This window comes from Mycobacterium yunnanensis (assembly GCF_025823185.1).
Taxonomy (GTDB): Bacteria; Actinomycetota; Actinomycetes; order Mycobacteriales; family Mycobacteriaceae; genus Mycobacterium; species Mycobacterium yunnanensis.
Genome location: NZ_JACKVK010000008.1, coordinates 625,232 through 638,056, shown reverse-complemented (window position 1 = coordinate 638,056; position 12,825 = coordinate 625,232). Strand labels below are relative to the sequence as shown.

At 69.9% G+C, this 12,825-nt stretch carries 9 protein-coding genes; 6 read left to right on the top strand and 3 right to left on the bottom strand.

All coding sequences use genetic code 11. The features are described from left to right. The first annotated feature begins 259 nt into the window (after positions 1–259). Entirely contained in the window at positions 260–1,087 is an 828-nt protein-coding gene (locus H7K45_RS13055; protein ID WP_263996230.1) for a DUF8453 domain-containing protein, read from the top strand. A 14-nt stretch (positions 1,088–1,101) separates the two neighbouring features. Next, positions 1,102–1,815: a crotonase/enoyl-CoA hydratase family protein gene (locus H7K45_RS13050; protein WP_263996229.1), complete on the top strand. Its 714-nt coding sequence runs from the start codon at positions 1,102–1,104 to the stop codon at positions 1,813–1,815. Here H7K45_RS13050 and H7K45_RS13045 read toward each other — a convergent pair. Next, entirely contained in the window at positions 1,812–2,531 is a 720-nt protein-coding gene (locus H7K45_RS13045) for a hypothetical protein (protein WP_263996228.1), read from the bottom strand. The two genes, H7K45_RS13050 and H7K45_RS13045, sit on opposite strands and share 4 nt — an antisense overlap. Positions 2,532–2,728: 197 nt before the next feature. Here H7K45_RS13045 and recC point away from each other — a divergent pair, with 197 nt between their 5' ends. From recC to H7K45_RS13025, 4 genes are all read left to right on the top strand, one after another. Then, entirely contained in the window at positions 2,729–6,007 is a 3,279-nt protein-coding gene (gene recC, locus H7K45_RS13040; RefSeq protein WP_263996227.1) for an exodeoxyribonuclease V subunit gamma, read from the top strand. Then, complete coding sequence (gene recB, locus H7K45_RS13035; RefSeq protein ID WP_263996226.1) at positions 6,007–9,306, top strand: exodeoxyribonuclease V subunit beta; 3,300 nt, start codon at positions 6,007–6,009, stop codon at positions 9,304–9,306. Before recC ends, recB begins: the two co-directional genes overlap by 1 nt. A gap of 62 nt (positions 9,307–9,368) precedes the next feature. After that, entirely contained in the window at positions 9,369–11,042 is a 1,674-nt protein-coding gene (gene recD / locus H7K45_RS13030) for an exodeoxyribonuclease V subunit alpha (protein WP_263996989.1), read from the top strand. A 61-nt stretch (positions 11,043–11,103) separates the two neighbouring features. Beyond that, the gene (locus tag H7K45_RS13025) at positions 11,104–11,988 is read left to right on the top strand and encodes a glycosyltransferase family A protein (RefSeq protein ID WP_263996225.1); all 885 of its coding nucleotides are present in this window, start codon (positions 11,104–11,106) and stop codon (positions 11,986–11,988) included. On the opposite strand, the gene usfY is transcribed toward H7K45_RS13025, so the two are convergent. Continuing rightward, positions 11,985–12,278, bottom strand: a complete 294-nt coding sequence (gene usfY / locus H7K45_RS13020; protein WP_263996224.1) for a protein UsfY — start codon at positions 12,276–12,278, stop codon at positions 11,985–11,987. The two genes, H7K45_RS13025 and usfY, sit on opposite strands and share 4 nt — an antisense overlap. A gap of 82 nt (positions 12,279–12,360) precedes the next feature. After that, positions 12,361–12,816: a carboxymuconolactone decarboxylase family protein gene (locus H7K45_RS13015; protein ID WP_263996223.1), complete on the bottom strand. Its 456-nt coding sequence runs from the start codon at positions 12,814–12,816 to the stop codon at positions 12,361–12,363. Between the last annotated feature and the right edge of the window lie 9 nt (positions 12,817–12,825).

Below are 12,825 nucleotides of genomic sequence, written 5' to 3'. Positions count from 1 at the left end.
CGACGTCGGCGATCCTGGTGCGTCGTAATCTCCTGCCGCGCTTGACCTCCGGAGATGGCCGACGTTGACGTCGTCATGGGTCTCCGGTGTTGCACCTAATGCCGCTCGGTCGCCGGGCTGCGCGAGCAAAGTGTTCACAGGATGGCGTGCCACGATGGACGGCGCGGCGATGGCTAACAACCGCGACCGCTGAGGTTTACGCCAACTTGGGTGACCGATTAAGGTCTCGGGCAAACGAAAGTAGACGAATCGGGCACGCATGGACTGGATCAACGAACGGCTCGCGGATCTGAGCAATCTCGGATCCGGCGGTTGGCTGGCGATCGCCGCGTGGGCCGCCCTGATCCTGGGCATCGTCGTGCTCTTCTGGGCAAACCGCCAGCTCAAGCGCAATCGCGACCTCCGCACCGAGCAGGTGCGCCCTCAGGTCTCGATGTACATGGAGCCGCACGCCTCCGACTGGCACGTCATCGAGCTGGTGGTACGCAACTTCGGTCAGACCGCCGCCCACGACATTCGCCTCGACTTCGTCGACCACCCCACCGTCGCCGCCTACGAGGACGCCCATCCCGACAGGGCGCCCGAGGTTGCCGAGCTCGACCTGCCAGGCGACCTTCTGTACCTGGCGCCCGGGCAGGAGTGGCGTACGGTCTGGGACTCCGCGATCAGCCGCGCGGAACTCGGTGGATCGATTCAGGACCGGTTCGACGGATCGCTGACCTACTCCGACAAGCCCCGGGCCGCCTCGAGAGCGAAGAAGTCCAAGGGGCACACCTTCGAGACCCCGTTCCGGCTGGACTGGGGGACGCTGCAACCGGTGCAGCGCATCGAGTTGATGACCACCCACGACCTGGCCAAGCGGGAGAAGCAGAAGCTCGAACTGCTCCGCAGCGTGCTGTCCTACTTCCACTACGCGTCCAAGGAAACCCAGCCCGACGTATTCCGCGCCGAGATCGACCGGATGACCAAGGCCGTCGCCGAAGTGCAGGACCGCTGGCGGACCCGACAGTCCGACGAGACCACCGAACTGGACTTCCCCTGGATCCAGAACGGAACGCCTGGGCGTCATTCCGCGCGGACCCGCTAAGTACCATCGGGCGCATGACGAGCACCGTTGCTTACGCCCAAACCGAATCCGTCGCCACGATCACGCTCGACGACGGCAAGGTCAACGTGCTGTCGCCGGCCATGCAGCAGAACCTCAACGAGGCCCTCGACCGCGCCGAGGCGGCCGCCGGCGACGGCGAGGTCAAGGCGCTGGTGCTCGCCGGCAACTCGCGGGTGTTCAGCGCCGGCTTCGACCTCAGCGTGTTCAACTCCGGGGATGCCGCCGCGGCCCTTGGCATGCTCGCGGGCGGGTTCGAGCTGTCGATCCGCCTGCTGAGCTTCCCGGTGCCGGTCATCATGGCTGCCACGGGTCCTGCCATCGCGATGGGCTCGTTCTTGATGCTCAGCGGTGACCACCGCGTCGGCTCGCCCAGCTCGCGCTGCCAGGCAAACGAGGTCGCGATCGGCATGGTGCTGCCGATCTCAGCCATCGAGATCATGCGAAACCGCTTGACGCGAGCGGCATTTCAGCGAGCGGTCTCCCTGGCGGCGGTGTTCGCCGGTGACGAGGCCGTCCGCGCCGGCTGGCTCGACGAGATCGTCGAGGACGGCAACGTGCTGGCGCGCGCCCACGACGTCGCCGCCGAAGCCGCCGCGGGTGTGAATCCCAAGGCGCACCGGGCCAGCAAGCTCAAGGCCCGGATGGACGTGGTCGCCGCCATTCGGGCGGGCATCGACGGCCTGCCCGACGAGTTCACCCGCAGCTAGCCCTCTCCCGCGACGCTGCGCAACCACGTCTGCGCCTGATGGGCCGCCCCCAGCTGGGCCTCGGCGGCCCGCCCGAGCGCGCCGTAGGCCTGCCGCAGCCGCGGAAGGGCGGCGGCCACCTGCTCGGCCCTGGCCACGTCGTCGTTGGCACCCGGTGCGGTGAACACCTGATGGGCCGCGCGGGCCTCGTCGACGCCCGGTAGTCCGGCGTCCTGGGTCGGGGGCGCCTGCACGGCGCGGACCAGGGCGGTCACCGTCTGGCGGGCTCGATGTGCCGCCGACCGGGCGACCCTGAGCGCTCCCGCGGCGTCCTTCTCGGCGGTCAGCGCCGCGCGCGCTCGCACCACCCACTCGTCGTCCAGGGTGCTCGCGGCGCACACCGGACACGGCTGCGCCCCGTGCCGATCGTGGAACTCCAAGCTGGTCTCGAGGAATTGGATGCGATCGGCGGCCAGCGCGTCCGCGACGCGTTCGGCCTCGGCCTGCGCGGCAGCCGCCGAACGCAGTGCATCGCAGGCAGTCTCGACCTCGTCGGCCCCCGGCGCGGACGCAGCGGCCGCACGGTAGCCCTTCAGGATGTCCACCGCGGCGTCGACCCGACGAATCGCATCGGCCGGCGAGGCGTCGGGCGGGAGGTCGCGGCACGCCGCGGACAGCACCCGTCGTACGGGTTCGTCGAGGTGGGCCCACTGGTCGCTGCGCGGAATCTCGGCCATCGACAGGGACCCTAATGACGATCTCGGCCCCGTCACCACAGGGGGGAGGTGTGACGGGGCCGAGCCATCTGGGAGCTCGGGGGGAAGCTCCACCGATGACGGTAGGCGTCGCTCCTGGGCGTTTCCTGTGGGCCCACCGCCAGTGCGGTGGGAATTCCCGCGGCCCGTGTCGGCGGCTCCCCATAGGCTGACGTCAAATGTCGCTTCACCTCCACCGCGCCGAGCGGACCGACCTCCTCGCCGACGGTCTGGGCGCACTCCTCGGCGATCCACTGGACGACCCGTTTGCGATGGAGCTGGTGCTGGTGCCCGCGCGTGGTGTCGAGCGATGGCTCAGCCAGCGCCTGTCCCACGTCCTCGGCCGCGCCACGGGGACTGACGGCATCTGCGCGGGGGTCGAGTTCAGAAACCCGCATTCGTTGATCGCCGAGATCACCGGCACCGACCAACACGACCCATGGTCGCCGGACGCCATGGTGTGGCCGCTGTTGGAGGTCGTCGACGAGAGCCTCGACCAGCCGTGGTGCCGCCCGCTGGCCACCCACCTCGGCCACTTCGCCAGCGGTGAGGAACGGGAGCTGCGGCAGGGTCGGCGCTACGCGGTGGCCCGCCGGATCGCGGGCCTGTTCGCCTCCTACGCCAGGCAACGGCCGCAGCTGCTGGCGCAGTGGCGCGACGGCGTCGTCGACCTAGACCCCGACCTGCAGTGGCAACCTCCGCTCTGGCAGGCCCTCCTCGACCGCGTCGATGCCGACCCGCCGCACGTACGCCACCGTGAAATCGTTGCGCGCCTAAGTGTCTCGCCGTCCGACCTGCCGCCGCGGCTGTCGCTGTTCGGCCACACCAGGCTGCCGGTCACCGAGATCGAACTGCTCGCCGCCCTGTCCACCCACCACGACGTGCACCTGTGGTTGCCGCACCCCAGCGACGACCTGTGGCGCGCGCTCATCGGTGCCCGCGGTCCCGTGCCTCGTCGCGACGACACCAGCCATCGCGCCGTGCGTCATCCACTTCTGGCCACCCTCGGCAGAGACCTGCGCGAGCTGCAGCTCATCCTGCCCGCCGAGCTGCGCACCGACGAATACCTGGCGGGCCGGGACCATCCGCCGACTCTGCTGGGGTGGCTGCAGTCCGACATCGCCGCCAACGACGTCCGGCCGACCGGCCGCGCGGTTGCCGTCGACGACCGATCCGTTCAGGTGCACGCCTGCCACGGCCAGGCGCGTCAGGTCGACGTGCTGCGCGAGGTGCTGCTGGGTCTGTTGGCGGACGATCCGACGCTGGAACCCCGCGACATCTTGGTGATGTGCCCCGACGTCGAGGCGTACGCGCCGCTGATCAACGCCGACTTCGGTCTCGGTGACGTCCTGCGCGGTGCTCACCCAGCCCACCAGCTGCGCGTGCGACTCGCGGATCGCTCACTGGTGCAAACCAATCCGCTGCTGGGGGTGGCGTCGCAGCTGCTCGCACTGGCCGGCAGTCGGGTCACCGCCAGCGAGGTGCTCGACCTCGCGCAGTCCGCTCCGGTGCGGGCCCGCTTCGGGTTCACCGACGACGCCTTGGAGGACGTCACCCGCTGGGTCCGTCAGGCGAACGTCCGCTGGGGGTTCGACCAGGAACATCGCCAGCCCTACGGCGTCGACTTCGTCCACAACACCTGGCGGTTCGGCGTCGACAGGGTGCTCGCCGGGGTCGCCATGTCCGACGACGCACACGCCTGGGTCGGCGCGACCCTTCCGCTGGATGACGTCGGCAGCAACCGCGTCGAACTCGCCGGCCAGCTCGCCGAGTTCGTCGACCGATTGCAGCGCACCGTCGACGCGCTGACCGGCGACCACCCGCTTGAGCATTGGCTGCAGGCGCTGAGCTCAGGCATCGAGACGATGACGCGCGTCGACGACGCCGACTCCTGGCAGACCAGTCAGATGCAGCGCGAATTCGGCAAGGTGCTCCGCGACGCCGGGGACCGCCGCTCCACGGTGATGCGCCTGCCCGACGTCACGGCCCTGCTCTCCCGGCACCTCGCGGGACGCCCGACGCGCGCGAACTTCCGCACGGGCACCCTCACGGTCTGCACCATGGTGCCCATGCGGTCGGTCCCGCACCGGGTGGTCTGCCTGGTCGGCCTCGACGACGGGACGTTCCCGCGGCAGGGAATCACCGACGGGGACGACGTCCTGGCCCGCCAGCCGCTGACCGGTGAGCGCGACACCAGATCCGAGGACCGCCAACTGTTGCTCGACGCCATCGGGGCGGCGACCGAGAAATTGGTGGTCACCTACACCGGCGCCAACGCTTACTCTGGACAGCCGCGGCCTCCTGCGGTGCCGCTGGCCGAACTGCTCGACGCCCTGGACGCGACCACCCCGCAGCCCGTTCGCGAACGGGTCGTGGTCCACCATCCGTTGCAGCCCTTCGACATTCGCAACGTCATGCCGGGACGGTTGGTGCCCGACGTGCCGTTCACGTTCGACTCGACGGTGCTCAGCGCCGCGAGAGCGAGCACCAGCGAGCGCTCGGAGCAGCCGGCGTTCGTCTCGGGTCCGCTGCCCGCGCAGCCGCACGACGACGTCGCGCTCGCCGATCTGGTCACCTTCTTCAAGGATCCCGTGAAGGGCTTCTTCCGGGCGCTGGAGTACACCTTGCCGTGGGACGTCGACGGCGTCTCCGACGAGATCTCGGTCGACATGGACGCACTGGAGCAGTGGGCCGTCGGCGACCGCATGCTGACCGACATGATGCGCGGGATGAGTCCCGACGACGCGCGTCAGGCCGAGTGGCGCCGCGGCACCCTGCCGCCCGGGCAGCTCGGGTGGCGCAAAGCCGGTGAACTGCGCGAGCAGGCGACCCTGCTGGCCTCGACCGCCCTGGCCTACCGCACGGCCGACGCCGAGGCCCACGACGTGGACGTCGACCTGGGGGCCGGACGCCGGCTGACGGGCACCGTGTCCCCGGTCTTCGGTGACAGGCTGGTGTCCGTCACCTACTCCAAGCTCGACGGCAAGCATCTGCTGGCCTCCTGGATTCCCTTGTTGGCGTTGTTCGCTGCGCACCCGGACCGGGACTGGTCGGCCATCTGCATCGGCCGTGCCAGGCGGTCGAGCCGACCCAACCAGCGCGCGCTCGCGCAGCCACCCGAGCCAGCGACCGATCTGCTGCGCGACCTGGTGGCGATCTACGACGCCGGGCGTCGCGAGCCGCTACCGCTGCCCGTCAAGACGTCCTATGCGTGGGCCAGTGCCCGTCACGAGGGCGCCGACCCCGAGCGCGAGGCGGCCTTCCGGTGGCGGACGGGCAACTACCCGGGCGAGGACCAGGACCCGGCGCAGGTTCGTGCGTGGGGTGCCAACGCGTGGCTGTCCCGACTCATGCAACCCCTGCGGCCGGGCGAGGAGGTCGACGGCGAGACGCATCGTCTCGGCGCGTACTCCGCCCGGCTGTGGCTGCCGATGCTGCGCGCCGAGGTGGGCATCTGATGGAGCGCTTCGACCTGACCGGCGATCTGCCCGCCGTGGCGTCCACCACGGTGCTGGAGGCCAGCGCGGGCACCGGCAAGACGTTCGCTCTGGCCGGGTTGGTCACGCGCTACGTCGCCGAGGGCGTCGCCACGCTCGACCAGATGCTGCTGATCACCTTCGGCCGGGCGGCCAGCCAAGAACTTCGCGACCGTGTTCGGCGCCAGATCACCGACGCGGCAAGGGCTTTCGACGATCCGACCGACACCGGTTACGACGACCTGGTGACGCACCTGCTGAGGGGCACCGACGCCGACCGCCGCGATCGCAGGCAGCGCTTGCGCGACGCGCTGGCCGACTTCGACGCCGCGACGATCGCCACCACCCATCAGTTCTGCCAGCTGGTGCTCAAGTCCCTTGGTGTCGCGGGAGATTCGGATTCGCGGGTCACGCTGGTGGAGAGCCTGACCGACCTGGTCACCGAGGTCGTCGACGACCTCTATCTGGCGCACTTCGGCCAACTCCGCGACGACCCCGTGTTGAGTTATCCCGATGCGCTCAAGCTGGCCCGCGAGGTCGTGGGCAACCCGGCCACCGAGTTGCGCCCGCTCGACCCGCCGCCGGAGTCCCGCGCCGCGGTGTGCGTCGCCTTCGCCAAAGGCGTTCTCGCCGAGCTCGAGACGCGCAAGCGCAGGCAGGGCATCCTCGGTTACGACGACCTGCTGACCCGGCTCGCCGACGCGCTGGACGCCGAGGACTCCCCCGCCCGAGTCCGCATGCACCGCCGGTGGCCCATCGTGATGGTCGACGAGTTCCAGGACACCGACCCCGTGCAGTGGAAGGTGATCGACCGCGCCTTCAGCGGCCGGTCGACGGTCATCCTCATCGGTGACCCGAAGCAGGCCATCTACGCCTTCCGCGGCGGCGACATCGTCACCTATCTGAACGCGGCCGAGACGGCGGGTGCCAAGAAGACCCTCGGCACCAACTGGCGCAGTGACAGCGCTCTGGTGGGCCGGCTGCAGGCGGTGCTCGGGGGCGCCCAGCTCGGGGACCCCGCGATCGTGGTCCACGACGTCGACGCCGCCAATCAGGGGTGCCGGCTGGTCGGCGCGCCGAACGACGAACCATTCCGGCTGCGCGTGGTCAACCGAACCACGTTCGGCCGCGGCGGAACTCAGAACGTGTCGATCAACGACCTCCGTCAGCACATCGGAAGAGACCTCGCCAACGACGTCGGCGCCCTGCTCGCCGGCGGGGCGACCTTCGACGGCCGACCCGTGCAGGCCGGCGACGTCGCCGTCATCGTGGAGACCCACAAGGACGCCCGGGTGTGCCAGCAGGCGCTGGGCCGCGCCGGCATCCCGGCGGTCTACACCGGCGACTCGGACATCTTCGCCTCGCAGGCTGCCGACGACTGGCTGTCGCTGCTGGAGGCCTTCGACCAGCCGCACCGCGCTGGTGTGGTGCGCGCGGCAGCGGCGACGATGTTCTTCGGCAAGACCGCCGAAGACCTGGCGCGAGGCGGCGACCAGCTGACCGACGACATCGCGGAGACGTTGCGGGAGTGGGCTGCTCATGCCCGCGAACGCGGTGTCGCGGCGATCTTCGAGGCCGCCCAGCTCAACGGGATGCTCGAACGCGTACTGGGCTGGCGGGACGGTGAACGGCACATGACCGACCTGGCGCACATGACGCAGCTGCTGCAGGACGTCGCCCATCGTGAGCACCATTCGCTGCCTGCCCTGCGCGACTGGTTGCGTACCGAGCGCGAGGACCGTGGCGGCGCGGGCGAACGCAACCGCCGACTCGACAGCGACGCCGCGGCCGTGCAGATCATGACGGTGTGGGTCAGCAAGGGACTGCAGTACCCCATCGTGTACCTGCCGTTCGCCTTCAACCGCTGGGTGCCCGAGCGCGACCTCATTCTGTTCCACGACGGACCCACCCGCTGCCTGCACGTCGGCGGCAAGGACAGCCCGGACTACCGCGAGGTGGAGCGGCTGGGCCGGGAGGAAGCCGCCGGTGACGACAGCCGCCTGACCTACGTGGCGATGACCCGCGCGCAGTCTCAGGTGGTGGCGTGGTGGGCGCCGGCCAACGACGAACCCAACGGCGGGTTGTCGCGGCTGCTGCGGGGCCGTCAGCCCGGCCAGCCTGTGGTGCCCAACCGATGCGTGCCCAGCAAGATCACCGACGACGACGCCCTGGCGCTGCTCCGTCAGTGGGAGGCCGTCGGCGGGCCCATACTGGAGGAGTCGGTGCTGACCCCGGTGCCCCCACTGCCCGTCGATCCACCTCCGACGGGTTTGGACGCCAGGCACTTTCACCGCTCCATCGACACCACGTGGCGTCGCACGTCGTACTCGGGTTTGATTCGCGGGGCCGAGACCTCCGGCGTCGGCAGCGAACCGGAGGTGGTCGCCCTCGACGACGAGGTGGGCGACCTCCCCCTGCTGAAGCCACCGACCGGACCTGCCCTGCCGTCACCGATGGCCGATCTGCCCAAGGGCGCGACGTTCGGCACCCTGATGCACGCGGTGCTGGAGACCGCCGACCCCTTCGCCGCGGACCTGGCCGCCGAACTCCAGGGTCAGATCGTCGAGCACTCCGTGTGGTGGCCGGTCGACGTGCCACCGGCCGACCTGGCCGCAGCCATGGTCCCGATGCACGACACGCCCCTGGGTCCGCTGGCCGGCGATCTGACGCTACGCGAGATCGGCCTGCGAGACCGGTTGCGAGAGTTGGACTTCGAATTTCCGTTGGCCGGCGGCGACCTACGGGCCGCGGCGCCGAGGATCGCACTGCGCGACGTGGGGCGGCTGGTCGCCGAGCACCTGCCCGACGGGGATCCGCTGGCGAGCTACGCCGAGCGGCTGACCGGTGACGCCCTGGGCAGCCAGACGCTGCGTGGATACCTCAACGGGTCCGTCGACGCGGTGCTGCGCGTCCCGTTCCAGGGGAGCCACCGCTACGTGGTCGTGGACTACAAGTCGAACTGGCTTGGCGACGGCGACGGGGCGCTGACGTCAGCAGACTACGAGCGCGAACGCCTGGTCGAGGCGATGCTGCACTCGGACTACCCGTTGCAGGCGCTGCTGTACAGCGTTGTGCTGCACCGCTTCCTGCGGTGGCGCCTGCCCGGCTACGCACCCGAGGAACACCTCGGCGGCGTGCTGTACCTCTTCGTCCGTGGCATGTGCGGGGCCGACACTCCGGTGGTCGACGGGCACCCGGCCGGGGTCTTCGACTGGAAACCGCCCAGCTCGCTGGTCGTCGCGATGTCCGAATTGCTCGACGCGGGGAGGGTGACCTCGTGACCACGGTCGAGCCGGTCGACGACGCCGCCAGCTGGCGCCGTGCCGTCGGCGCCACCGGGCTCCTGGCGGTGTTCAACGAAGCTGCCGTCGTCGACGCCGCGGACGTGCTGGTCGCCCAACGACTGTGCGCGCTGGCCAAGGAGGACGACGAGCGGGTCGCGCTGGCACTGGCGCTGGTGGTGCGCGGGCTACGCGCCGGCTCGGTGTGTCTGGACCTGCGGTCGGTCGAAGCGCAGGTGGACGTACCCGACCTGCCCTGGCCGGCGATCGAGGGGTGGCTGGCGGCGGTGTGGGCCAGTCCGCTGCTGGAGGCGCCACACGTGTTGCGGCGCCAGGAGCACCTGCTGTACCTCGACCGGTACTGGCGCGAGGAGGTCCAGGTCGCCGAGGACCTGCGGGCGATGGTGTCGCGCAGTGCGGTCGACTCGACGGCCGACGTCGAGCGCCTCTTCCCCGCGGGGTACGAGGAGCAGCGCGAGGCAGCCGAAATCGCTCTGGCGCAACGGGTCACCGTGCTCACCGGCGGGCCCGGCACCGGCAAGACCACCACGGTCGCGCGGCTGCTGGCCCTGTTCGCCGGGCAGGCCGCGACGGGCCGGCGGCTGCGCATCGCCCTGGCCGCACCCACCGGCAAGGCCGCCGCCCGGCTGCAGCAGGCGGTCGGCGAGGAGATCGAGAAGTTGGACCTGGTCGACCGGCGACGGCTCACCGGACTGCAGGCGACCACGTTGCACCGCCTGCTGGGCAGCCGTCCCGACAGCTCCTCGCGGTTTCGTCACCACCGCGGCAACCGGCTGCCCCACGACGTGATCGTGGTCGACGAGACGTCGATGGTGTCGCTGACCATGATGGCGCGGCTGTTGGAGGCCGTGCGACCGCAGTCGCGGCTGCTCCTGGTCGGCGATCCCGACCAGCTGGCCTCGGTGGACGCGGGGGCCGTGTTGGCCGACTTGGTCGACGGACTCGGCGCGGGCGGCGGCTCGCCGGTGGTCGCGCTGCGCACGTCGCACCGCTTCGGCGAATCGATCGGCGCGTTGGCCTCGGCGATCCGCGACGGCGCCGCCAGTGCTGCCATCGCGGTGCTCGAAGCCGGCGGTGACCACGTCGAGTGGATGGTCGACGACGACCCGGCGGTCGCGTTGCGCAAAGTCCTGCTGCCGCAAGCACTTGCGCTGCGTCAGGCTGCGATCCTCGGTGACGCCCGTTCTGCGCTGCAGACCCTCGACGAGCATCGTCTGCTGTGCGCCCACCGCCGCGGACCGCAGGGGGTGGGGCATTGGAACCGGCAGGTGGAGCGCTGGCTGACCGAGGCGACGGGCGAGCCGATCTGGTCGGACTGGTACGTGGGCCGACCGGTGTTGGTGACGGCCAACGACTACGGCTTGGGTCTGTACAACGGCGACACCGGGGTGACGGTGAACGGGCCGGACGGACTGCGGGCCGCGATCGCCGGGGGTGGCGAGCCACGGGCGTTCGCCACCAGCCGGCTGCCCGACCTGGAGACGATGTACGCCATGACGATCCACAAGAGCCAGGGGTCGCAGGCCGCTGAGGTGACGGTGGTGATGCCGCCGGTCGATTCGCGCCTGCTGACCCGCGAACTGTTCTACACCGCCGTCACCCGCGCCAAGACCAAGGTGCGGGTGGTGGGATCGGCCGAGGAGGTGCGCGCGGCGATCGAGAAGCGCGCGGTCAGGGCGACAGGGTTGGCGCTGCGACTGAGGGATTCGAGCTAGCCCGTGTAGGTGCGTGGCCAGTGCGATGAGGTCAACGATCTTCGTGGTTACCCTGACGTCCGTGATCGCCTTCATCACCACCCTGCGCCACCCGCAAAACTCGGCGGACTACGCCATGGTGGAGTCGCTCCTCGCCGACACGCTGGCGTCCGTCACCCGCCAGACGTCCGACGACTTCGTCGCACTGGTGGTGGGCAACCGCCGCCCGCCCTTCGACCTGCCACGTCGGACCCACTTCGTCGAGGTGGACTTCGATCCGCCGACGAACCGCGCCGGTGCCCGGACCGGCATGCGCCCCCTCATCTGGGACAAGGGCACCAAGCTCGGCGTCGGACTGGCCGCCGCTCGCGACTTCGATCCGGAGTACGTGATGTTCGTCGACGCCGACGACTTCGTGCACCGCGACATCGCAGGCTACGTTCACGACCATGCCGGCAGCCCTGGCTGGGTGCTGCGGCGCGGTTTCGTGTATTCGCGCAGGCGAAACGCATATGCCCTGCGGCGCAGGCTGTTCAGGATTTGCGGGACGTCCTTCATCCTGCCGTTCGACGCCTACGGCGTGCCGGACGACCTACTTGTCACGAGTAGTCAGGACGAGGTGGCCGACGCCTTCGGCGACGACGCGCTTCAGGTCGTCATCGGCGAACACCGGTACGGGCTGGAGTGGTGGCGCGAGCGTGGTCGCGAATTGGACACGCTGCCGTTCCCTGGCGCGGTGTACCACGTCGACACTGGTGAAAACCATTCCGGCGCCATGCTATTGGGCTTGGGACTGCCGCATGCCCCGCACCTGTGGGACGACTTCGGCATCGCATCGTCGAAGGACAAGTGGTCCAGTCGGTGGTCGGCCTTCGGTCCGCCGGCGTTCAGGCCCGACCTGACGCCTCGACGCCCGTTCTTCCTCAAGCCCGCGACGATGGAGCTGCCGCGCAACCGTTCGACCTAGCGGGGCAGCCGGTGGTCCGCCATCCAGCGCCGCTCGACGCGTTTGACGCGTTGATGCTCCAACGTGATCAGGATTGCACCGGCCGTGACCAACGCCCCGGCGATGAAGCCAAGCGGCAGTTGCCATTCCGGTTGGTCGTAGGCAGTAGCCGCCAGGAATCCCGCGATCGTGGCGGTGCCGAGCATGATGAGAATGAGTCCGGGCAGCCACAGCGTGTCGATGAACGACTCACCGGCATGCGGCTGGGTCGTCCGGACGTGGTCGACGGGATCTCGATGGGCACCCTTCATGTGCGTCTCCCTTCAGAAGGGATCCTCAATCATACGCCCGTAGTGACCTGTATCACAGCGCTGGTCACGGCCGTATCGGGGCCTAGGGCCGCACAAGATGCCGGCTGAGGATCGACACCCGGTTGAACGCGTTGATGGCCGTCGCCACCCAGATGACCGCCGACAACTCGTCGTCGGTGAGTGCCTCGCGAGCGCGGGCGTATTCGCGCTCGGCGGTGTCGTGATCGGGCAACGTCGTGGTGATCTCGGCCAGCCGCAGCGCCGCCTGCTCGCGGGCGTCGAACAACTCGGTGTCGCGCCAGACCGACAACGTCGCGAGTTGCTTCTCGGTGACCCCGGCCGCACGTGCGCGGGCGTGGTGCACCTCCAGACACGACGGGCAGCCGTTGAGCTGGGAGACGCGGACGTTGACCAACTCGGTCAGGGTGCGCGACAGCCCCGCCTCCCGCGCGGACTTCGTCACCGCGGTCGCCACCGAGACCATCGCGCGGTACGCGTCGGGCGTCTGCTTGTCGATGTGTACGTGCGGAGTGTCCATCGCGCGCCC